Below are 21,976 nucleotides of genomic sequence, written 5' to 3'. Positions count from 1 at the left end.
GACAAATTCGAACTCGTATCAGCTAGGCCAGTGAGACTGCCCTTTATGCCGCGCAAAGACCGCGCCACTCAGCCAGAGCAGCAGTGCGGTTCATTTTGAAATGATCTCTTTGGGAAAGGCTGCGCTCCTGATTGAAGTGGTTAAAAACGGATGCATGGACGGAAACAAATTTCTGCAAGGTTCGCATTCGGCTAAATCAGTGCATGTCTCGCTCTCGTGGTCGAAAGGGCCGGCGCGAATAAAGGGTCCGGGGCGGGGATGGATCCACTCTGGCGTGTGGCTAACCATTCCGGACTTTTCACTTAGCGACCCATCCATCCACCATCGACGAGCATGGTATGACCGTGCATGTAGGAAGCTGCTTCGGACGCAAGGAATACGGCAGGCCCCCCGAAATCTTCCGGCTTCCCCCATCGACCAGCCGGAATGCGGGACAAGATTGAAGCTGATCGTTCAGGATCATTGCGCAGTGCTTGGGTATTGTCGGTATCGATATAACCTGGGGCAATGGCGTTAACGTTGACCCCGCTGGCAGCCCATTCATTGGCGAAAGCCATCGTCAATTGGCCGATTCCGCCTTTGGATGCAGCATACCCAGGCACAGTGATGCCTCCTTGGAACGTCAGAAGCGATGCGGTAAAAATAACCTTTCCTGAGCCGCGCTTGACCATTCTTTTACCTATGTCGCGGGTGATAATGAACTGCGCGTTCAAGTTAACTTCAATCACTTTATCCCACATTTCATCCGGGTGTTCAGCGGCTGGGGCACGCTGGATGGTGCCGGCATTGTTAATCAAAATATCAATTTGCGGATGGTCGGACAGTACTTGGGACGTAAACGCTTTTACCGCCGCCCGGTCTGCAAAGTCGCACGTATAGCCTGTGAACTTCTGGCCTGTTTTTTCCACGGAGCGTCCAACGTCTGACCCATTCGGGTCGAGCGTCGCACTAACTGCGATGATATCCGAGCCTGCCTCAGCAAGCGCCTCTGCAATACCGCGACCAATACCTCGTTTAGCTCCGGTCACCAGTGCGGTTTTACCTTTAAGGCTGAAACGCTCCATAATGGTCATTTATACATTCCCCATCATACGGATCATTGATTTCATAGCATTTGGGTTCTGGGTCAACGCCTCGAAAGCACCTTGGATATCCTCCAAGCCCTGAATGTCGGTGATGAAACTCTCACAATCTACGACGCCTTTTGCGAGTAATTCCATTGCCGCAGTATAATCTTCGGGGCGGTAAACCCGTGCACCAAGCAAATCGAGTTCGCGCCAGAAAAATTGGAACATGTCGATTGTGGGTTTGGTGGCGTGAATCGCGACCATAACAATCCGCCCACGCGTCGCGGCAGCCGCTGTCATCAAGTCAACGCCAGCTTGACTGCCCGACACTTCAAAAACAACGTCCGCACCTTTTCCATCAGTGGTATCGTGCATGGCCTCAGCGACATCGACCTCTTTCGAACTCATAGCCGAAAACCCAAGACCGCGCGCATAGGCCAAACGGTTTTCGTTGATCTCTGCGATTACTACATTGGCGCCCGCCTCGCGGGCAGTCATCGCGACGAGCATGCCAATGGGTCCACCGCCGATCACCAAAACATCTTCGCCCGGCTGAACTTTCCCGCGCGATACATCGTGACAAGCGACAGCCAAGGGTTCAATCAGCGCCGCATGGGACAAATTCAGATCGGCAGGTAGAACATGGATCGTATGCGCGGGTACGTTCCACTTTTGTTGGAACGCGCCTGCGCTGTCGATCCCTATAAACTCAAGCTTATGACAGACATGCTCATGCCCTGCATTACAAGCGGGACAGTCGCCACAATGGGCCAGCGGACGCACGACCATATGCTGGCCGACCTTTAGGTTTGCTACACCTTTCCCAACACTGGAAATAACGCCTGACATCTCATGTCCGATCGTACGTTCAAAACCGACGCGTTGATCCATATGCCCCAAATAAATGTGCAAATCCGTGCCGCAAATTCCGCAATACGCGACATCAATTTGCACCTGCCCAGCAGCGGGTGGAGGTATTGTGACCGCTTCAACAGTAAAGGTTTTATTTCCGCGGTAGATGGCTGCTTGAGTGGTCATTCGGGGCTTCCTTCTAGGAATCTAATTGGTTGGCGGATTCGAGCTTGGGCCAGTCGAACGTCACGCCCGTACCGTGACTATCTGGTGCGACTGCAAGGTGATTTTCCACAATAAGGGGGCGGGTTGTGTATTGGTCAATCGGGAAGGAATGTGCTTCGATCCAGCCCGAACTTTTCTGTGAGGCAACCAAACTAACATGCAGTTCGTGCATGCCGTGGCTACAGATCGGAACGCCGGCATGTGAGGCGCGCTTCGCGACCTCTAAAAACCCAGTGATGCCACCACAGTTCGACGCATCGGGTTGAATGAAACCTAGATCAGCCTGATCAAGCGCATATTCAAACTCATGAATAGTGTGCAGATTTTCACCCATGGCGAGAGGTATTTCGCTCGCCGCTGCGATTTTTGCGTAGCCTCTGTAGTCATCGGGTATCGTCGGCTCTTCGAACCACAAAAGGTTGAAGGGCTTGAACGCCTTGGCAGCGCTAATTGCTTGTTCAACACTCATCGAATAATTGGCATCAACCATAAAGGCGATATCGGGACCAATTAGGTTGCGCACGGCTCTTACCCGCGCGACGTCTTCTTCTAACGTTGGCTTTCCTATTTTGATCTTAACACCGTTAAACCCGCGATCCAGATATCCTTGGATGCTACGGAGAAGCTTAGGGAGGTCGAACCCCAAATCAATACCGCCACAATAGGCCTTGCAGGTTTTTGCCGCCCCACCAGCCATCTGCCACAAAGGTTGTCCCAGCCGTTTGCCGCGCAAATCCCACAGGGCGATGTCGAGCGCCGAAATCGCAAAGGACGCGATACCTCCACGTGCAACATAATGCACATGCCACTGCATCGCCTCGTTCAAAGCTTCAACGTCATCCGCGGATTTCCCGATTAAAAACGGCACCAAATCATGCGTGAGCATTGCTGTAATCGCATGGCCGCCTTTGCCACCCGTATAGGTATATCCCGTGCCTGTTGAACCATCGCTCAAGTGAACCGTCGCCGTGATGAGTTCAAAAAAATGGTGGTCGCCGTGTTTTGCATCAACTAGCACTTCGGCAAGAGGGATGTGAAACAGGCGAACATCAACCGATGTTATCGTACTCATGCCGTTTTTCCTTTCGTGTTCTGGGCCTTCATCATTCGTGTCTGAAACATGATGACCGCGAACAGAAAGCCGCCTCGAATTACCATCTGCCAATAGGCGCTAAAGCTAATAGAACCACGGCCATTTTCAAAATTCAATATATTGAACACCAATCCCAACAGGAGCGCTCCAGCAACCGTGGCAGGGATCGAACCAAGCCCCCCCGTCAACAAAGTGCCACCCACGACAACGGCCGCGATGGCTGAAAGCTCCCAGGCGATCCCCTCCAGTGGCTGACCAGCGCCAAACCCTGATGCAAGAATAACACCCGCAACGCCCGCACATCCACCGGATACAATATAGACAAATGCTTTGGCGCGGTTGACCTTCAGCCCCATCAGGACCGAGGCATCCTCCCCGCCGCCAATCGCAAGAATAGTGCGTCCAAGCGACGTTGTCTCTAAGATCACCCAAAGGAGAATACCAACAATTGCAACAATAACGATCGACCATGGGAATAATCCGAACGCCTTTTCCATCCCCATGCGGGTAAAATTCGAGCCCCAGTCAACTGCAACCGTTGACGCGCCAGAAATCACCAAGGCGCCCCCTTTCGCGCCAAGCATCGTCGCAAGCGTGGCGATAAACGGAGGGATCCTCAACTGGATGATACAAAAGGCATTGAAAGCCCCAAACATCATCCCAACCACTACGGCCAATGGCAAAGCAACCTGCAACCCAAAGGGCGACAGATAGGCCGCGATCACCGATGAAAACGCGGCGACGGAGCCGACCGAGAGGTCAATTCCACCAGTAATGATCACAAAGCACATGCCAAGGGAGATCACGATGAACATCGAATTATAGTTCAGGAAGGAACTAAAGTTATAGGCCCCTCCGAAATTCTCATACCGGAGAACGCCAAACAGAATGAGCGCACCCAAGGCGATCCATACAGCGACCGACTGTGAATTCCGGGATACATATCTTCGCAGATCAAAAGCGTCATCATTCAACATAGCTATTCCTTCCTTGCCTGCTGCACGTAGACTGCAACAAGAATAATGCCGGCTTTTGCAATCAAAGCCACCTCATCTTCAACCCCGTTGGCAAGCAACGTGTATTTGACCAACTGGATGATGACCGCGCCAAGAATGGCGCCAAAAATCGGGGCCCTTCCGCCTTGCAGTAAAGCCCCACCAACAACGGCCGCGGCAATTGCGTCGAGTTCCATGAGACTGCCGTTGCGCGCAGCGTCAGAGGCCGAGTTGATCGCAACAACGATGAGGCCTGCTATGCCCGCAAGCCCTCCGCAAATCATATAGACGCCGATTTTGACGCGCGCGACCGGCCCACCAGACAGGCGTGCTGCGCGTTCATTTCCGCCAATGGCCAAGACGTATCGTCCGAATGTCGTGCGTGACATAACAATGAACAAAATCACGGCAATACCGAGGGCCAGCCAACCCTGAAAAGGAAGACCAAGAACCTTTCCGGTCCCCAAATAGCTAAAGGAAGGGTTGTTGAAGGTTTGTAAGTTTCCATTCGTTAGAACCTGAGCGATCCCGCGCCCTGAGATAAACAAGATGAGCGTCGCGATGATGGGCTGCACATTCAACTTCGCCACCATCACGCCGTTGAATAACCCGCACGCCAACGCCACCAAAACCGGTACCCCGATCGCCGCTGCAATTCCAAGCGAAGGGTAATCAATCCCAAATTGAGATTGAAAAATCAGAGGGGCCAAAGCTCCGGAGAGCGCCATGACGGCCCCGACCGAAAGGTCAATTCCACCGGTCGCAATCACGAGGGTCATGCCCATCGCAACAATCGCAATCGTCGCGACCTGACTGATATTCACAAACAGCGTTTGCAGTTGGAGAAAGTTTGGCGTGAAAAGCGCGTTGAAAACCAAGAGCGCGACCAATGCCACCACGCCCCCATTCTCCCGCAACATACGTGTTGTCGCTCTCGATGTTGTTTGCTTTGCGCTAGAAATACTCATGATGTGGCCTCGACGGTGTGGGCAAGCGCCTGCACCAATTTGTGTTCCGTGATTCCGGGGTTTGTGAGTTCTGCGATACATCGACCCTCGTTCAGAACCACGATGCGGTCGGCACCTTCCACCAATTCTTCGAACTCTGAACTGATCAGCACAACGCCAAAGCCACGATCAACATAGTTGCGTATAATCAATTGAATTTCACGTTTGGCTCCGACGTCAACACCGCGTGTTGGCTCATCCAAAATCAAGACGTCGGGTTCGATCGCCAACCAACGAGCAAGCAGGACTTTTTGTTGGTTTCCTCCCGAAAGCTCGCGGATTGGTTGTTCCATATCGGCGGTCTTAATGCCGAGTGCGTCGATGTATTTCTGTACCAATTCCTTTTCGCGGGCTCGATCAATTTGCCCGTTGCGAGTCAGGCGGGGTAAGAGCGCCAAAGTTAGGTTTTCCCGCACGGACATGTCGGGAATGATCCCTTCGGCCTTGCGGTCTTCAGACAGATACCCGAGACCAGCAGTTATGGCATCCGCAGGGTTGCTCGGTGCCGGTCCGCCTTTGAGGGTAACCTCGCCGCGTCTCAAAGTGTCCACACCAAACAAGGCGCGCGCAGCCTCTGTACGACCAGCGCCAAGCAAGCCACCGAGTCCGACGATTTCCCCTCGGTGCAATGTCATATCGAATTTTGTTAGGCGGGGTCCGGTCGCCACATCCTTAGCGGACAGTAATACCTCGCCCCCTTTTGCGGATCCGCCGCCAAATTCCGTCATGCCGGCCTGCGCGATATCACTTGTTGCGCGGCCCAGCATGCCCGCGATGAGGTCAAGTTTGGAAGTTTGAGAAAGGGTCGTGACCCCAACTGTTTTACCATCACGCATCGTTGTCACGCGGTCGCAAATTTCAAAGAGTTCATCAAGGAAATGTGAAACATAGAGCACCGAAACGCCTGCGTCTCGAAGCCCGCGCACCACACCGAACAGAGTATTGACTTCGGACGCATCGAGCGATGAGGTCGGCTCGTCCATAATGACAAGTTTTGCGTCCAAAGAGACCGCTCTCGCAATCGCCACGAGTTGCTGGATCGCGGTTGAATAATGCTCAAGCGGCATTTTTACGTCGATTTCAATGCCAAAGCGCATGAGGATTTCACGCGTGCGCCGATGTGCAGCAGCCCAATCAATGAAGGTCCCAAACCGCTTGGGCTCATAGCCCATAACGACATTTTCCGTAACGGATCGAAGCGGCACAAGGTTTAACTCTTGATAGATCGTGGCGATGCCTGCGGCTTGCGCTTCGCGCGGGTTTGTCAGAACGCTTTTGGCTCCATTGAAATCGACAGTGCCTCCATCGCGGCGGTAGACTCCAGTCAACACCTTGATCATGGTGGACTTTCCCGCACCATTTTGACCAATCAGCGCATGAACTTCCCCGCGCTCAAGTTCGATCGATGCACCGGAAAGAGCTGGAACACCGTTAAATGCTTTTTTGATTGAGTTCATTCTTAACAGAGCGGCCATCGGTGCAAAGTCCTTGATCAAATTAGGAGAAGGGGCGTGTAGGGAGGTACGCGCCCCTTCTTTTGAAGCTTTATTTAGTAAGCTTCGTCGATGTGATCTGCAGCGTTTTCCGCCGTGAAGATGCGGTCACTCACTTGAACCCAAGGTTCAATTGTCTCGCCCGCCGCGTACCGCTTCATGGTCGTACACGCCAATGGGCCAAAGAATGGGGAGCTCTCAACTGTCACGCCCATTTTGCCATCGATGATCGCTTGAAGCGCATCACGTGTACCGTCGATCGAAACGATCATCACATCTTCGCCTGGCTTGCGACCCGCAAGTTCAAGCGCTTGAATCGCGCCAATCGCCATTTCATCATTATGTGCGTAAACAATGTTCACATCAGGATGCGCTTGCAAAAGCGTTTCCATGACCTGACGCCCCATATCCCGAGAGAAATCACCAGTTTGGCTGGCGACAATCTCGAACCGCGAATCTGCAGCGATAGCATCGTCAAAGCCCGACCGGCGGTCGTTGGCAGGGGACGAGCCCGTTGTACCTTCAAGTTCAACAATGACGCCTTTGTCACCGGCAAAGTTGGCAATGGTCCATTCGGCAACTTGACGTCCTTGCATGATGAAGTCGGAGCCAAGGAATGCGATGAAGTCTACACCAGCAACTGCAGCCGCAGGGTCAACAGACCGATCAATCAGGAACGTCGGAATACCCGCCGCTTGGGCACGTTTCACGGCTGGGATCAGCGGTTTTTCTTCGCGTGGAGGCAAGAACAGAACATCAATACCTTGCGCAATCATGCTCTCAACGTCTGCAACTTGCTTTGCAGCCGAGCCAGCAGCATCCGTAGAGATCAAGTCCCAGCCACAACTTTCGGCTGTATCCACGAAGGACTTGGATTCAGCGATGCGCCATGGGTTGTTTGACTCCATTTGGGCAAACCCGACTTTATAAGTGTCCTGCACAGCGAGCGGCGGCAAGCCATCAGCAAATGCCATGGATGTAAGCCCTAGGCTGACGGCTGTTGCGCCACTAAGAAGTGTTCTGCGTTTCATTTTGTATTCCTCCACTAAGTTGCGTAGGGGCTCCTCCCACCACGCGATTATCGGGGTCACCCCCAGTTTAGGTAGGTTGTCTGCTTGCGCAGATACCCGTCGAATCCGTATTTGCCATCTTCACCGCCAAGGCCAGATTGACCCCAACCTGTGTGAAAGCCCTGAACCGCTTCTCCGTTGCTGCGGTTCAGATAGATTTCGCCGCATTTGAGCGCATAGGGAGCGCGCGCAATGTCCTTAAGCGAATTTGTGAATAAGTAGGCCGAAAGCCCAAAGCTCGTGTCATTGGCATGGGCGATGGCTTCATCAAGGCTATCAACGCGCATCGCTGTAGCGACTGGTCCAAAAACTTCTTCGCGCATGAGCGGCGAAGTATTATTCGCAACTTCGACGACGGTGGGCGCATACCAATGCCCTTTCGCATAGACGCCTTCGGTGAGTGGGCCGCCCTCAAGCAAGACTTCGGCGCCATCAGCAACGCCTCGCGCGACAATTTCGGCGACTTTGGTCACCTCCAACCCACTCACCTTGGGCCCCATGTCGACCTGCCCGAGTGGATCTCCAATTGTGAGCGCCTTGGCGGTGGCTGTGAACTTGCCCAAGAACTCATCTGCTATTTCGCGGTGTAGATACATGCGTTCATTGCAGGTGCAAATCTGGCCACTATTCGTAAAACGCGCGGTCACCGCAGCGCTGACAGCCGCATCGATATCAGCGTCTTGCATCACAATGAACGGGGCTTTCCCCCCGAGTTCAAGCCGCAGAACCTTAATTGACTCCGCACCCGAGCGATAGATTTCACGTCCTGCACGCGTGCTGCCTGTCATCGTGATGAGCCCCGAAATAGGGTTTTCCACCATAGCCTGCCCAACAACGCGACCACGCCCAGTAACAACATTGAAAACACCTGCAGGAAAGCCAACCTGATCGGCCAATTGCGCAAGCGCCAATCCCGAAAAAGGGGTAATTTCGTGTGAAAGGAGCACAAACGTGTTGCCGCTGACCAGCGCCGGTCCCAGCTTTCGCGCCGCCAGAGCAGCAGGGTAGTTCCAAGACGTCAGCCCAACTACAACACCATACGGGTGACGCCTGATATGAATTTCTTCATCGCGATTGTCTGACGTGACAATGTCGCCTTCGATACGTCGTGCATTTGTTGCGGCGAAATTTAAGAAAGTCGCAACTGCGCCGACTTCGCCACGCGCTTGATCAATCGGCTTTCCCTGCTCAAGTGTAATGAGGCGAGCCAAATCTTCCGTGCGATCGATAACGGCTTGCGCCAACTTCGAAACAAAGCCTGCACGCTCTATTGCGGGACGTGCTGCCCATGCTGGCTGAGCGCGCTGCGCGGCTTCAAGCGCAGCCTGTGCATCGTCAAGGGTTCCCTCAGGGACAGTACCCAAAATAGCTTCTGTTGCGGGGTTTTCAACTTCGATCAGATCGCGCGTTTCGTTTGGCAGCCATGCGCCATCGATGAACATTTTCGCATCAATATACTTAGAAACCGGCATCGTTAGATCAAACATAAGAATCTCCATTTGGTATGACCAAACTACTCAGTCATTCAAACTTATGTCAACAGAATGTTCAAAAATTGATTTTTACAGCTTAAAATCGCAGCCATTCATCTACTCTTGCATTAACCTGCAAATTTTGGTCTTATCAAAAATAGAAAAGAGCGAGCAAACTTACCGCTCATCCAATGCAGAGGTCGTCAAATTGCCCATAGAAAACCTAAAGGGGACCGAGTCCCGCGCTGCTGATAACGTCGTGTCACTCCTTGAAAGACGGATCACCTCAGGCGAGTTGGAAAATGGACAACCCCTGCCCGCCGAGCGAGATTTGATGGAAGAACTTGGTGCGAGCCGAACGGTTATACGCGAGGCGATCTTGGCCCTGTCCAATCTGGGACTCATTGAGAACAAGCCGCGCTTTCGTCCCATTGTTCGCAAGCCGAACTACGAAACTGTTTTGAATGCGACTGGGAAAATCGTTCAACACTTGCTAGCCGAGAGTGGCGACGTCAAAAACCTTTACGACAGTCGCGTTTTAATTGAGCGTGCGCTGGTACGCGATGCTGCGACTTCAGCCACAAAGGACGATATCGCCGACCTGAAAGCGGCCCTCGCTGCAAACGAAGCGGCAATTTCTGACTCGATCGCCTTTTATGAGACGGATGTTGCCTTTCACGGCGCCCTCTATAGGGTGCCCAAGAACCCGATTTTTCCGGCAATCCACACCGGATACACCGCTTGGCTAGCACCGCACTGGAACAATATGGTCCGCTCCCCCGAGCGTAACGAAATAAACTTTCACGCCCACCGCGCAATCCTGACCGCCATTATGGATCGCGACCCGATTACGGCTGAAAATGCCCTTGTGACGCACTTGGATGCAGCTTGGGATCACGTGCGAACAACATTTTCACCCGATGAAAAATCGTGACCAAATTTGATCACATCATTATCGGTGGTGGATCCGCCGGCTGTGTTGTCGCCGCGCGGCTTGCCGCGGAAAGTGGAGGGCGTGTCTTATTGCTAGAGGCTGGCCACTCCAATAAGCATCCTCTACTCGATATGCCCCCCGGCATCTTCAAGATGATCAACGGGTCAAAATTCATGCGCTACCATCGCACAACCCCGCAAGAACACTTAGGTGGACGCGTGCACGATATTCCACAAGGCAACGTGTTGGGCGGCGGCTCGTCTGTCAACGCGCAAGTCTATATGCGTGGACGCCCCGAGGACTACAATGCATGGGACGAAATTTTGCGCGGGAACAATGACGGTTTGGGGTGGAGCTGGAAGGATGTTCTTCCACATTTTACGCGCATGGAGGGCAACAATAGGTTCGCCAATGATTTGCACGGTTCTGACGGCCCTTTGCTGGTTTCGGACCCTGGCTATATTGACGATATGTCTCGCTGGTTTGTGCAATCAGTCCAGACATTAGGCGAGCCGTTTAATCCTGATTTCAACGGTGCGAGCCAGAGGGGCGTTGGGTTTTACCAATTCACAAATCGCCAAGGCAAGCGGAGCTCCGCAGCATATGCCTTCATTACACCTCAGCTTACGAACCCGAACCTTACCGTGCGGCTCGGTGCCGAGGTTAGCAAGATTATCATCGAAAACGGCCGTGCCATTGGCGTATCCTATCGTGACAAAACGGGTGAGCATATCGTCCACGCTGAAGGGGAAATCATTCTTGCTGCTGGAGCATTGGTCACCCCCAAACTCCTGATGTTGTCCGGCATCGGCCCCGCGGATCATCTGGCGGAACATGGCATTAACGTGAAAGCCGACTTAGCCGGTGTGGGGCAAAATTTGATTGATCACCCAGAGGTGCCGATTACGGCTTATGCCAATGGACCGTATGGATATTACAAACAAGGAGACGGCTGGCGAATGGTGCGCAACGGGCTGCAATTCAAGCTGTTCGGCTCTGGCCCTGTCACATCAGCTGGCGTAGAAGCTGGGGCCTTCGTCAATCCTGAAAACCCCGAAGCTCCGCCCACAATACAAGCGTTTTGTGTGCCTATAATCTACTTAGATCGTGATGCGCAAGAAGAGCTGAAAGACGGCTACGGCGTCACCATTACGACCGTTGTCGTGAAACCAAAATCACGGGGTGAAGTGCGGCTCGCATCGTCCGACCCCACCGTAATGCCTGCTGTTTCCCCAAACCTTCTCAAGCATCCAGATGACATGGCAGCAATGGTCGCAGGGCAGCGGTTCTTCCTGCGCGCAATGGACGCCAACCCACTTGCGCAAAGGTTGAAAAATGTGGCTTTACCTAGGCCCGACGACACGTCTGATGCCGCCTTGGTCACACATTGCAAGCGCTTCGTGAAAACGAACTATCATCCAGCAGGCACGGCTAAAATGGGCGCCGATGGAGATCGCATGGCTGTGCTTGATGCTCAGATGCGTGTGCGTGAAATAGCGAGGCTACGTGTGTGTGATATGTCTGCCGTGCCAGATATAAACGCAGGCAATACGAACGCTCCAGCAATGATGCTGGGGGATAGATGTGCCGATTTAGTTATGGGGCATTTGGCCTGACTCCCATAAAAGCCAGCGCTTCAATTTACCGCGCTTGTTTAAACGGCCAACGTTGGCAGGTTTAAACCTTAGTCCAGATTCAGCGAGAGGGTTCTAAACGACTACCGTCTGGCGACGGTAGGATTACGGATGTGATTTTCCAGGTACTGAAGTACAATGTCCTCTGTGATCGCCCCGTTTGTGGTTGAAAAATACCCCCTGCCCCAAAAGTGACACCCCCAGTATCGCTTCTTCAATTGCAGGAATTCGCGCTGCACTTTGTGGGAGGAACGGCCCTTCATTTTGCGCATCAATTCACTGATGGCCAACTTTGGTGGGACCGATACAAACATATGGACGTGATCAGATGACAGCACGCCATGGATAATATCGACGCCATTTTCAGCACACACATGGCGGATAATTTCGCGCACCCGAAGCCGCACATCGCCCTGCAAAACTTTGTAGCGATACTTGGTCGACCAGACCAAATGGTAACGGTGATAATAGGCGCAGTGTTTGCCTTTGGAATAGTGCATAATCTTATCCTCCAGAATGATGAGCTTCACCCTGCGGCTGGCTCATCATTCTGGAGGATAAGATTATAACAGATTCTTTCGCGCTAAAGCACGCCCGTCTGAAAGACGGGGGGTTTAGACCAATGAGTGGATACTAAAAGATGCCGCGGTGCTAACGCTGTGTGGAAAATCCGGCCTTGCAAGGGTAGAACTTAGGTTAATTTTGATCGTTGCGGTTAGGTATCTGGCCGGTGGTTTCAGGCTAAATCGAACTCGTCTCAGCTAGCCCAATAACCCTGCCTTTTTATGCCGCACAAAGGCCGCGCCACTCGGCGTGAGCGGCGGCGCGGTTGGCCTTGAAGTGATCGCGTTTGGAGAGGCTTCGGGGTGGTGTCAGACCAATGCGAACCAGTCTCAGTTTACCGCTAAAGGCCGGAACCTATGCTGAACAAAGTTGGCGCCACTCAGCAAGAGCAGCGGTGCGGTTGAGTTTGAAATTGGCACGTGAATAAAGGTGACGTTCGTGGTTGAAATGATTGTGAACTGAGGCGTGGACGGAGACGAACTTTTGCAAACTTCGCATGCGCCGGAACCGAAGCATGGCCCGTTCTCTTCGTCGAAACGGAAGGTGTGAATTCTCGGCCCGGTTGTTCAGCCAGCGCCCGGTTTCTTGTCGGTCAGCATTGCCGATGACCTTCATCGCGGCGCCGTAAGACCGCAATAGATCGGTCACGATGACATGTGGTGGACCAAAGCGCTTCATTGTTTTTCTGAGGAATTTCAATGCCGCCTTGCGATCTCGGCGCTTCGTGACATAGCTTTCAAGCACCTCGCCCTCGTGATCCACAGCCCGCCAAAGATAGTGGGTCTCACCGTTGATCTTCACGAACACCTCGTCCAAATGCCATTGCCAATTCGAATGAGCACGAAGGTGCTGAATCCGCTTCTTTCGGATCTCGGCCGCGAACATTGGGCCAAATCTGTTCCACCAGAACCGGACCGTCTCATGACTGATCGCGATGCCGCGTTCGTGCAGAAGATCCTCCACATTTCGAAGCGAAAGTGGATAACGCACATACATCATAACCGCCAAGCGGATGATTTCGGGAGACGTCTTGAAGTACTTGAATGGGTCGCGTTTTGTCATCCTGCGACGCTAGGCGTTCACCCTGCCCGGCTCAAGCTAGCTTCCTCTGACAGGACCAGTACATGGGCTCGACGCACAATTCGGGTGATCAATCCGGACTCAAAATCTCCCAGCAATGGATCTCCCCAGGAAAAGCGATCTCGGCGGACACATGTCGTCAGCATTTTGCCCAGTTGATCAGTATCGGCGCTTGCCAAAGCGACACCGTCTTCTACAAACAACTCTATCGCTTCGGGGGTATCGATCCATAACTGCCAGTCGAATGGCACCACCCAGTTTTTTTCATATAGCATATCTAAGAAATGCCTTGCTGTCTCACTGGGATTTCCGTGGGGGAACCGGGACACCCCATCAACTGTGTCTGGTGGGAAAACCATTTCTCCAGCGGAAAATTCTGCGACTTCCAGCGCGGGCAGAAATGAGGCCAATACCAGCAATTGTTCCCGATTTTTTGAATCACTCTTCATTGTTCATTCCTCAAATTTTTGGGCACTTTCTCGTGCGCTAAAGGTGCTTAAAAACGATCAACTCACATTCGGTGCAAGTGTCAGTAAGGTCCTATAGTCCTAGCTTATCAAGTCATCAGTGCTGATAGTTTTTCAGTCTGAGAATACTCTTTTTTGACTTACGAAGAGCACGCTCTACCGTGGCAACACCACTTTGCGGTCACACGTCCCAACAACGTCGCCCACTTTAACGACGATCTTCGCTAAATCCGAACCAGCACGGACGCCCTCCATCGCAATCCTCGCTTGCCTCAATTGACCTTCAAACCAACACCCCTATTTCGCCCTTGGTACTCTACTTGTATCTGCTGATCCCTCTTAGCTGCACTGTCCTCTGATCAAGTGTAGCCAACACCTGCGACATTGTATCAACCTGATCGTCGTATTTTCCGTTCGGAAACTCGGCCACCTCGCTCAGAAAGGCCTCAAGGTAAAGTGCTGATTTCGGAAGGCGCACCTGCCCTGCCTCAATCTTTGCATTCTGCAGTGACATCCTCGTTACCTTGTCGTCCTTTACGGACAAAGCCTGGACGTCGTTCAGGCCGTCGCGCAGCAAATCATTTCCCAAAGCGATCCCCACTCCGGCTTTTTCAACCACAATCAGATTTGGTTTCCACTTTCGCCGAAGATCGCGGGCCGCTCTCAGCATGTCTGGGTAATGATACTGGGCACGCCGCACATCCAGAAGGTCAACATGATCGTTGATCAGGCCCCATGTTGTACAGACGGCGAAATCATTGTTAATGCCTGGTACGGCAGCGGTATCCCAGCTTTGTACAACCGCCTCATGCAGAATGGCCCCGGGCACACCGTCATAATTCCCGAACCATTCCCGTTTGATTAAATTGCCACCGGGTAGCGTGGGAGACTGCTGGTACTGAGCTTCAAAGGACGCTGAACCGATCTCACATCGGATTCGATCCATCTCGGCTTCGCCAATACGTTCGGGATGTAGCAATTCGCCAATCCCCCGGTGCCATGTAGCATTGTCGCCTAGCGGTAAATCCTGCGGTTCAACGGCAAAAGCTGGCAGATTGAAGACCTCCCAATTACCTGTCGCAGACAGGCGGCCGACGAGGTCATCTACATGTAAACGCTGGGCGACGACTATTATAGCACCTGACTTTGGGTCATTCAGACGACTGGCTAGCGTGTTGTTAAACCAGTTGTGGCAGCTGTCTCGTTTGACTTGGGAATGCGCATCCTCCGCTTTCATCGGATCGTCGACGATGAGAATGTTGCCCCCCTTCCCTGTCAACGTCCCGCCAACTGATGTGGCTATCCGGCGGCCCTTCTTGAGGGTGTGGAACTCGTCAACAGCACTCTTTGAAGGATCCAACTGCGTCCAGGGGAATGTCGCACGATAGAATTGAGCCCTCATGAGTTGTCGGGTTTGTCTACCGAAGTCCTCAGCAAGTCCCGCGCTGTAACTGGCACAAACAATCTTCTTTGTGGGCTCGCGGCCAAGCAACCAGGCTGGAAAGGCGACACTTGCGATCTGAGACTTCAAATGGCGCGGCGGCAACGTAATGATTACCCGCCGCAACTCACCAGCAGCCACTCGCTCCAGAACATGGCAGAGCGCCCGGATGTAGTACCCCGCAACAAATATGTCGCCGGGGTTTAGCTCCGTAAAGCCTCGCTGCACGAACGCATGGAGATTGTTGGCGTAGACCCTTCGCATGAGATCACTATTCATTTCCATCTGACACCTCCGCCTTGAGAGCAACGAGTTCAGCCTGCCAGTCTCCGACATCAATCATGACGGCGATATCTGCATCGGTGAATTCTGGAGCGTCAGTGTTTCCTGCCAATTCGCTTGCAGCCTGAAGCATTGAGGTCAGCAGTCGTGCCGCACCAACATCACCTTTAGATGCACTGTTGAACATGGCCGAGACCACAACATCCATTTTAGCCATCTTTTTCTCGGAACCGTTTTCAATGACCGTTACCTTCTTGCTGGCGTGTTTTGCGATCATCTTGTGGAGGTTGCCTGGGCCCTTTGAGCGCCCTTTTGGGTTGCCAGAATTTCCAGGTTGGAACTGGTGCTTTTGAGGTGGTTTTCCGTACCCAACCTCATATGCGCCTGCGGACTTAGGTTCTTTTTTCATCAGAAGTCCTCCTTTGATTCCATAGAGAGAGATGCCGACGTCCCGCCGAGTTCATCGTAAAGTGGATCTGTTCCCTTCGACCGCTCGGCTTTCATTTCGGCAAACGTCAGTCCAGTCTTGTCGTGGACGGCATCCAGCCCAGTCAGGGCTTCCCAGCGCCCGATGGCGACATCGACATAGATTGGCGAAATCTCCACACCAAAGCATATCCGGTGTGCGACTTCTGCGGCCAACACCGTTGTCCCAGAGCCCAAGAAAGGATCAAGAATGATGTCACCGATGGCCGTCACATCCAGAATGGCATCTCTGACCAGGTTGATAGGCTTTACTGTCGGATGAAGCTTGAAGTCGTCGATACCCGACGTCTTACCGCCAGTAGCACCTGCATACCGCCAAACATTGCTCCTGTTGCGACCGAACTTGCCCAGTTGAATGTTGTTCATATGGCCAGCCCCAGCTTTTCGGACAACAAGGACAAACTCATGCTGGCTGCGATAGAAGGACCCCATTCCAGGCTTGTCCTTTGCCCAAACGCAAATATTCAACAGTTCAAGACCAAGATCGTCGATCACGGATGTCAGGTCAGCTAAATGCCTCCAGTCCATACAAATAAATAGAACGCCACCTTTCTTCAGCGTGGTTGCCATTGCTCCAATGGTCTGGTTTAAGAAGATACCAAACTCCTTCTTCGACATCTCTCCGGAGGCTTCGGCAAACTCCTCAAACTTACCTGATCCGATGCACACATGGCCATTCACTGCCACATTGTATGGAGGGTCTGTAAAAATTGCCGAGACGTTTTCCCCCGAACCCAAATTGGCCAGCCCCTCGGGATGCCGCGCATTGCCACATAGAATGCGATGCCCGTTCAACCGCCAGAGATCACCAGGTCGGGTCACAGCATCCGCATCAATTGCGGGTAGCTCGCCGGGTTGATCAGCAGGATGTCCGGCCACGCCATCAGCAGAAGTGTCATTCAGAACGATAATCTGATCAATTTCTCCGACTTCAAAACCAGTGTAGGAAAGGTCATTCTCGAATTCGAGCAAATACAAAAATTCTGCTCGCAAAGCATTGTCATCCCATTCGCCAAGTTCTTGTGTTTTGTTGAGCGCGAGCCGCAGAGCACGGATTTCTACTTCGGTCAAATCGGAGGCGATGATGCAGGGGATGGTTTTGATACCGAGTTGTACTGCAGCCTCAATCAAAGCATGCCCGTCGATAAGCTCGAATTCAGCGGTCAAAAGAACAGGCTTTCTGACACCAAATTTCGCAATCGTGGATTTTAGTTTCCGGGTTTTATTTTTGCTTACATTGCGAACCCGATGATCGGATTTTTTGATGTCGGAAACACGCACATATTCGATCTTCAAGTTGGGCAAAAGATCGTTGCGTTTTGCCTGAAGCCCACCCGATGTTGCCGTGAACTCGGAAGTCACCTCAGTATCACACAAGAGGTTCTTCGGTTTTTCAGTAGGTGCTATTTTTGGTAGATTTAGAAATTTAATGCCCATTCTGGACCCCTTTTCTGATTAACATTTCCGCGGGGGCTATTGGGAGCAGACAAGCGTCTTTCGTGGCCTAGCGGAATTTGCTTAAGCGACGATGACCTCCTGTCACGTCGGTCCATCACGTGGATGAACGATAGCCAATCAATTGCAAACCTACCGACTTTCGTCAAGAGCAAAATACCACATGTGGTTGACAGACGCACTTCAGGGCGACATGTTGTGCCAAGCAAGTGAAATGTATGGTGAGAGTGATGGCATGATGAGCGCACAATTAAGCATCAGCGAAATTTGAAATTCATTAAAAACGCACAACTATTTAATCCCTGATAACAGCAAGATCTCTCGCTGTTCTAGATTAAATAAACTCCCTGTTAGTTCTTTAGGGAATTCTCTCTTAACATATTGATATTGCCTCGCAATTATCCTGAAATTCGAACAGATTGATCCATTTTTCTGCCATTTCCCTGTTAATTTCCCTGTTACCAGGGAAAATCGGCCGAGACTGGCTTGCTCAGGACTGGCAGCACAGCCAACACACATAAAGTATTGATAACACTTCATAATATCGGACTTTATCCGGTGTTTTCGGGCATATTTTAGGGTATTATTACCCCCCAGACCCTATGCACACCGTGAATAGGCAGGATTCTGCTAAAAGTCTGGAAACGGCTTTTGCACGGTCGCAGTTTGAATAAGTGTGATCCAGTCGTGATCGTGCCCTCTCGGCCGATCAGAATCTATGCCTATTACAGGGGCCGGAACATATTTCTCTGTTCATCCCATAACGCTGGAATCGCGTGGCGCAGCAACCATTCGGTTGTCAGGCCTGTTGGTTGAGAACCTGCAAAAACATCACGAATTACATCTGGCGCCAGAAAGGCCAGATCGACCAGCTTCTGGATCCGATGTTTCGATACGCCTTCGATTGCAGCAATCTCAGCATATGATTTTTCTTCGCGGATCAGGTCAAAGTAGCGATGTGCTTTTGCGATGTTCTTGAGCAGCGTCTCATCGCGCGGGCTGGCTGCGCCGGCCAGGATCAACTTCGTTTCAACACCCCGTTTACGATGTTGGAACGCGGCCTCTATCTCAAGGTACTCCTCACACACGCGTTCAGGATCAGCATCAAGAATCCCGGCTAGGTTATTCGCAGATATAGATACTTTGATTTTCCCAGGCGCGATCTGAATGTGTTGGATCAGCCGCATGATTTGGCCGTGCATCTCGCCTTGTTCATCGGACTCGCTGCCGGTGATTTCTGACAGTCGGTTTGCAATACTTGCGATCTCTTCCGTCGTTGCATCGCTGATCATATTTGCGATCACTGCAGGCGTGCTTAGATGCTTGCGGATCAATTTGGAGACCAGTGCCTCGAGCTCAGGTCCAGGCAGGCGCCAACCAGATGGATCTTTGGGGCCTTTGCTTCGGATAAGCCGGTTTGAGACATAGTATCTGAGCCGGTGCCCTTTCGAGGACTTTGTATGGCTCGGCGTTAGACGGTCGCCGGTTTCGTCATTCAGCTTGCCGATCAGAAGCGAGACCTGCTTTCGTCCCCCGCGGCCCCTGCCTCTCTCTTTGCCAGAACGGTCGGTGGCAGAATTGCCCATCAGCTGATCCTGTAGCGCATCCCAATGCGCGGGCTCAATAAGAGCCATATGCAGGCCCGGGTAGACATTTGCTTTATGGCGAATGCGACCCGCATAAATCGGATTGGTCAGGATGTAGTATATATGCCCAAAGCTAAAAGGCGTTCCTCCTTTCAACCGGCCCGATGACAATGTCCGGATTGCTGTCTTCAAACCCAGCTTATCGGCCTGTTCCTTCACCTCGCGAACCGTGCCATGCTTTTTGTAGAGGTCGTAAATTGTTCGAATGATCTGTGCATCCGGCTCTTTGATTTGCAGCGTTCTGCCATCAGGTTCATAGCCGAGAGGCACGTTGCCGCCCATCCAGAGCCCTTTTTTCTTGGATGCTGTGATCTTGTCGCGAATGCGCTCAGCCGTAACTTCCCGTTCGAACTGGGCAAAGCTGAGCAACATGTTCAGTGTCAGCCGCCCCATGCTTGTCGCAGTATTGAACGATTGGGTCACAGATACAAACGACCCACCAGCCCCATCCAGAATGTCGACGATCTTGGAAAAATCCCCCAGCGATCGTGTCAGCCGGTCAATCTTGTAGACAACAATCCGGTCCACTTTGCCTGACCGAATGTCTACCATGAGCCGTTGCAACCCAGGACGTTCCAGTGACCCGCCGGACAATCCGCCGTCGTCATAGGAATCAGGCACCAGCACCCAGCCCTCAATCTTCTGGCTGGTGATAAACGCCGCACAGGCCTCACGCTGTGCATCCAGAGAGTTGAACTCCTGCTCCAGCCCGTCCTCAGACAATTTACGAGTATAGATCGCGCAGCGGGTCTTCTTCATGCTTGGCCCCCAGATCTAGCATTCAGGCCAAAGAACCGCGGTCCGGACCAGCTTGTCCCGGTGATGTGCAGAGCAATTGCCGACAGCGACTTATATCGCTCACCATTCATCACAAACCCATCGTCGCTCACATCGACCTGATATCGCCGCCCATTCCATTCCCTGACCAGTTGCGTCCCAGGGTGTATTGCCGCTGCAGGCTGCCTCACAGCTTTGCCTGCAACTGTAGAATTCAGAGCCCGCTTCAGGTCCGGGGACAGGGCGCCGAACCTGCGACACTGTTCATGCCATATCAGCGCCTTACGCATGAAGATCATCGACAAGAAATGCGGAGGAGCGTTGCTAAACGCCTCTCTCCAGGCCACCCGAAGGGCAGAACGGTCCATCCCTCCAAGATCCACCCAACGGGCCTGCACGGCGCCCTCAACGGCCATCAGGCCGCATCCACAGCAGGCTTGTCGATAATGCGGTATCGCAAAGGCTTGCCGCTGCCTGGCTTCTCAGCGTCAAGTTCATATCCCGATTTACGCAGGCCCGTCAGTGCTGCACGGGTCGAATGTGGCTGCCAGCCGAATTTTGTGCTGATGGTGGCAACATCAGCCCCCGCCTTCCGGCTCAACATCTGGATCAGTTGCGCTTTCTTAGTCAGCGGTTTTGTTTGTTGGGTCATGAGAGTCTCCTAATCACACAGGACCGAACTGGCCCTGCTACTGACCACAGCCCGGAAGCCCGGGCGGAAACGTTCGCGCGCACCCTTCAGGTGCGTCGCTATGACAGTACCGCTCCGTTTGGCACGCAAGTCCAGTGGAACTGGCCAAACTCTCTGAAGTCACTGCACAAGCCCCCAGAACGAGTGTTTGCGGCCATGTCTGGCCTTGAGAATCGAGGCATACGCCTCATGGGGCTCTATCGGTGTTGTCAAACAAACTTGAGCACGCCGCAAAAGGCACATCAAGTCAATCATCATGCGGCACAGAAATTGAACCACTCGGTGAGAGCAGTTGCACGTTTTCGTTTGAAGGATTGCCTGCTTTCTAGATGCCTTTGGTGGTTGAAGTGGTTATAGATTTCGCTGTGATAACTGACAAATTTCTGAAGTGTCGCAACCGTCTTGAAACGCTGCATCGCTCGTTCTCTACGTCGAAATGGTAAGTGCGAATTCTCGCATCTGTTGTTGGATCGGCCGCCGCATAATTGTTTATCGGCAACGCCAATCTCACGAAAGGCTGCTCCATAGGACGGTAGTTTATCCGTTGTGATAATCTTAGGCACACCATGCTTTTTCATCGTCTTTATGATAAATTTCTTCGCCGCAGCCTTGTTGCGCCGCTTTGTAACTAAGCATTCAAGAACCTCACCTTCATGATCAACGGCACGCCAAAGGTAAAATATCTCACCATTTATTTTCACAAAAACCTCGTCCAAGTGCCATTGCCAATTTGAGTGGTGCCCCACCCTCTTCTGCCGGATCTCCTTAGCAAATTTTGCACCAAATCTGTTGACCCAAAACCGCACTGTTTCGTGGCAAATATCAATCCCGCGCTCATGCAGGATATCTTCAACCTGGCGAAAACTGAGCGGGTAGCGGATATAATACATCACAGCGAGACGGATGATTTCAGGACTCGTTTTGAAATACTTGAATGGGTTTTGTGTTGTCATTCACCAAAATTATGGATCAACAGCTGGGGCGTCAAGTTTGTCTGACAACACCGACGAATGAATGGCGACGAATTTCTGCAAGGTTCGCGTTCGTCGGAAGCGCAACATTGCCCGTTCTCGTCGTCGAAAAGGTTGGTGTGAATTCTCGGCCCGATTGTTCAGCCAGCGGTAAGTTTCTTGTCGATGAGCGTTGCCGATGACCTTCATCGCGGCGCCGTAAGACCGCAGTAGATCAGTCACGATGACATGTGGTGGACCAAAGCGCTTCATTGTTTTTCTGAGGAATTTCAAC

At 52.4% G+C, this 21,976-nt stretch carries 21 protein-coding genes and 1 pseudogene; 2 read left to right on the top strand and 20 right to left on the bottom strand.

Annotation, left to right across the window (positions count from 1 at the left end):
- Nucleotides 1-43 precede the first annotated feature (43 nt).
- The 9 genes and pseudogenes from AB9F29_RS19940 to aldA form a co-directional block, all read right to left on the bottom strand.
- A pseudogene (locus tag AB9F29_RS19940) lies at nt 44-238 on the bottom strand (IS6 family transposase); the annotation flags it as partial.
- A 64-nt stretch (nt 239-302) separates the two neighbouring features.
- Nucleotides 303-1,067, bottom strand: a complete 765-nt coding sequence (locus tag AB9F29_RS19935) for an SDR family oxidoreductase (protein ID WP_369756984.1) — start codon at nt 1,065-1,067, stop codon at nt 303-305.
- Between the two features lie 6 nt (nt 1,068-1,073).
- Entirely contained in the window at nt 1,074-2,105 is a 1,032-nt protein-coding gene (locus AB9F29_RS19930; RefSeq protein WP_369756975.1) for a zinc-binding dehydrogenase, read from the bottom strand.
- Nucleotides 2,106-2,118: 13 nt separating this feature from the next.
- On the bottom strand, nt 2,119-3,216 hold the full coding sequence (locus AB9F29_RS19925; RefSeq protein WP_369756974.1) for a mandelate racemase/muconate lactonizing enzyme family protein: 1,098 nt from the start codon (nt 3,214-3,216) through the stop codon (nt 2,119-2,121).
- A complete protein-coding gene (locus tag AB9F29_RS19920; RefSeq protein ID WP_369756973.1) occupies nt 3,213-4,214 on the bottom strand; it encodes an ABC transporter permease in 1,002 nt (333 codons plus the stop codon). The genes AB9F29_RS19925 and AB9F29_RS19920 overlap by 4 nt, the downstream gene beginning before the upstream one ends.
- 2 nt (nt 4,215-4,216) lie before the next feature.
- Nucleotides 4,217-5,200 (bottom strand): ABC transporter permease, encoded by a 984-nt coding sequence (locus AB9F29_RS19915; RefSeq protein ID WP_369756972.1) that lies wholly within the window; start codon nt 5,198-5,200, stop codon nt 4,217-4,219.
- Entirely contained in the window at nt 5,197-6,696 is a 1,500-nt protein-coding gene (locus AB9F29_RS19910) for a sugar ABC transporter ATP-binding protein (RefSeq protein WP_369756971.1), read from the bottom strand. Before AB9F29_RS19910 ends, AB9F29_RS19915 begins: the two co-directional genes overlap by 4 nt.
- 92 nt (nt 6,697-6,788) lie before the next feature.
- The gene (locus AB9F29_RS19905; RefSeq protein ID WP_369756970.1) at nt 6,789-7,763 is read right to left on the bottom strand and encodes an ABC transporter substrate-binding protein; all 975 of its coding nucleotides are present in this window, start codon (nt 7,761-7,763) and stop codon (nt 6,789-6,791) included.
- Between the two features lie 56 nt (nt 7,764-7,819).
- Nucleotides 7,820-9,289 (bottom strand): aldehyde dehydrogenase, encoded by a 1,470-nt coding sequence (aldA, locus tag AB9F29_RS19900; RefSeq protein ID WP_369756969.1) that lies wholly within the window; start codon nt 9,287-9,289, stop codon nt 7,820-7,822.
- Nucleotides 9,290-9,482: 193 nt separating this feature from the next.
- On the opposite strand from aldA, the gene AB9F29_RS19895 reads away from it, so the two are divergent.
- Complete coding sequence (locus tag AB9F29_RS19895) at nt 9,483-10,208, top strand: FCD domain-containing protein (protein WP_369756968.1); 726 nt, start codon at nt 9,483-9,485, stop codon at nt 10,206-10,208.
- A complete protein-coding gene (locus tag AB9F29_RS19890; RefSeq protein ID WP_369756967.1) occupies nt 10,205-11,824 on the top strand; it encodes a GMC family oxidoreductase in 1,620 nt (539 codons plus the stop codon). The genes AB9F29_RS19895 and AB9F29_RS19890 overlap by 4 nt, the downstream gene beginning before the upstream one ends.
- Nucleotides 11,825-11,925: 101 nt before the next feature.
- On the opposite strand, the gene tnpA is transcribed toward AB9F29_RS19890, so the two are convergent.
- The 11 genes from tnpA to AB9F29_RS19835 form a co-directional block, all read right to left on the bottom strand.
- Complete coding sequence (gene tnpA / locus AB9F29_RS19885; protein ID WP_369756983.1) at nt 11,926-12,342, bottom strand: IS200/IS605 family transposase; 417 nt, start codon at nt 12,340-12,342, stop codon at nt 11,926-11,928.
- 418 nt (nt 12,343-12,760) lie between these two features.
- Nucleotides 12,761-13,468, bottom strand: coding sequence for an IS6 family transposase (locus AB9F29_RS19880; RefSeq protein ID WP_369756966.1), 708 nt, complete (start codon nt 13,466-13,468; stop codon nt 12,761-12,763).
- Between the two features lie 17 nt (nt 13,469-13,485).
- Nucleotides 13,486-13,935, bottom strand: coding sequence for a DUF6508 domain-containing protein (locus AB9F29_RS19875; RefSeq protein ID WP_369756965.1), 450 nt, complete (start codon nt 13,933-13,935; stop codon nt 13,486-13,488).
- A 334-nt stretch (nt 13,936-14,269) separates the two neighbouring features.
- Entirely contained in the window at nt 14,270-15,679 is a 1,410-nt protein-coding gene (gene terL / locus AB9F29_RS19870; RefSeq protein ID WP_369756964.1) for a phage terminase large subunit, read from the bottom strand.
- Nucleotides 15,666-16,085 (bottom strand): DUF5681 domain-containing protein, encoded by a 420-nt coding sequence (locus tag AB9F29_RS19865; RefSeq protein ID WP_369756963.1) that lies wholly within the window; start codon nt 16,083-16,085, stop codon nt 15,666-15,668. The genes terL and AB9F29_RS19865 overlap by 14 nt, the downstream gene beginning before the upstream one ends.
- The gene (locus AB9F29_RS19860) at nt 16,085-17,599 is read right to left on the bottom strand and encodes a DNA modification methylase (protein WP_369756962.1); all 1,515 of its coding nucleotides are present in this window, start codon (nt 17,597-17,599) and stop codon (nt 16,085-16,087) included. The genes AB9F29_RS19865 and AB9F29_RS19860 overlap by 1 nt, the downstream gene beginning before the upstream one ends.
- Nucleotides 17,600-18,342: 743 nt before the next feature.
- Nucleotides 18,343-20,022: a recombinase family protein gene (locus tag AB9F29_RS19855; protein ID WP_369756961.1), complete on the bottom strand. Its 1,680-nt coding sequence runs from the start codon at nt 20,020-20,022 to the stop codon at nt 18,343-18,345.
- On the bottom strand, nt 20,019-20,408 hold the full coding sequence (locus tag AB9F29_RS19850) for a DUF2924 domain-containing protein (RefSeq protein ID WP_369756982.1): 390 nt from the start codon (nt 20,406-20,408) through the stop codon (nt 20,019-20,021). The genes AB9F29_RS19855 and AB9F29_RS19850 overlap by 4 nt, the downstream gene beginning before the upstream one ends.
- 47 nt (nt 20,409-20,455) lie before the next feature.
- Entirely contained in the window at nt 20,456-20,692 is a 237-nt protein-coding gene (locus tag AB9F29_RS19845; RefSeq protein WP_369756960.1) for a DUF3489 domain-containing protein, read from the bottom strand.
- A gap of 293 nt (nt 20,693-20,985) precedes the next feature.
- The gene (locus AB9F29_RS19840) at nt 20,986-21,684 is read right to left on the bottom strand and encodes an IS6 family transposase (RefSeq protein WP_369756959.1); all 699 of its coding nucleotides are present in this window, start codon (nt 21,682-21,684) and stop codon (nt 20,986-20,988) included.
- A gap of 9 nt (nt 21,685-21,693) precedes the next feature.
- A partial coding sequence (locus tag AB9F29_RS19835; protein WP_369756958.1) for a DDE-type integrase/transposase/recombinase occupies nt 21,694-21,976 on the bottom strand: 283 nt, incomplete at its 5' end.

Source organism: Falsihalocynthiibacter sp. S25ZX9 (assembly GCF_041205405.1).
GTDB lineage: Bacteria > Pseudomonadota > Alphaproteobacteria > Rhodobacterales > Rhodobacteraceae > Falsihalocynthiibacter > Falsihalocynthiibacter arcticus.
This window is presented reverse-complemented; position numbering and strand designations above follow the sequence as displayed.

Bases quoted from the DNA above. Each gene is read 5' to 3' on its own strand.
- AB9F29_RS19930 (WP_369756975.1), bottom strand. From the start codon at position 2,105: ATGACCACTCAAGCAGCCATCTACCGCGGAAATAAAACCTTTACTGTT.
- AB9F29_RS19925 (WP_369756974.1), bottom strand. From the start codon at position 3,216: ATGAGTACGATAACATCGGTTGATGTTCGCCTGTTTCACATCCCTCTT.
- AB9F29_RS19920 (WP_369756973.1), bottom strand. From the start codon at position 4,214: ATGTTGAATGATGACGCTTTTGATCTGCGAAGATATGTATCCCGGAAT.
- AB9F29_RS19915 (WP_369756972.1), bottom strand. From the start codon at position 5,200: ATGAGTATTTCTAGCGCAAAGCAAACAACATCGAGAGCGACAACACGT.
- AB9F29_RS19910 (WP_369756971.1), bottom strand. From the start codon at position 6,696: ATGAACTCAATCAAAAAAGCATTTAACGGTGTTCCAGCTCTTTCCGGT.
- AB9F29_RS19905 (WP_369756970.1), bottom strand. From the start codon at position 7,763: ATGAAACGCAGAACACTTCTTAGTGGCGCAACAGCCGTCAGCCTAGGG.
- aldA (WP_369756969.1), bottom strand. From the start codon at position 9,289: ATGTTTGATCTAACGATGCCGGTTTCTAAGTATATTGATGCGAAAATG.
- tnpA (WP_369756983.1), bottom strand. From the start codon at position 12,342: ATGCACTATTCCAAAGGCAAACACTGCGCCTATTATCACCGTTACCAT.
- AB9F29_RS19880 (WP_369756966.1), bottom strand. From the start codon at position 13,468: ATGACAAAACGCGACCCATTCAAGTACTTCAAGACGTCTCCCGAAATC.
- AB9F29_RS19875 (WP_369756965.1), bottom strand. From the start codon at position 13,935: ATGAAGAGTGATTCAAAAAATCGGGAACAATTGCTGGTATTGGCCTCA.
- terL (WP_369756964.1), bottom strand. From the start codon at position 15,679: ATGGAAATGAATAGTGATCTCATGCGAAGGGTCTACGCCAACAATCTC.
- AB9F29_RS19865 (WP_369756963.1), bottom strand. From the start codon at position 16,085: ATGAAAAAAGAACCTAAGTCCGCAGGCGCATATGAGGTTGGGTACGGA.
- AB9F29_RS19860 (WP_369756962.1), bottom strand. From the start codon at position 17,599: ATGGGCATTAAATTTCTAAATCTACCAAAAATAGCACCTACTGAAAAA.
- AB9F29_RS19855 (WP_369756961.1), bottom strand. From the start codon at position 20,022: ATGAAGAAGACCCGCTGCGCGATCTATACTCGTAAATTGTCTGAGGAC.
- AB9F29_RS19850 (WP_369756982.1), bottom strand. From the start codon at position 20,408: ATGGACCGTTCTGCCCTTCGGGTGGCCTGGAGAGAGGCGTTTAGCAAC.
- AB9F29_RS19845 (WP_369756960.1), bottom strand. From the start codon at position 20,692: ATGACCCAACAAACAAAACCGCTGACTAAGAAAGCGCAACTGATCCAG.
- AB9F29_RS19840 (WP_369756959.1), bottom strand. From the start codon at position 21,684: ATGACAACACAAAACCCATTCAAGTATTTCAAAACGAGTCCTGAAATC.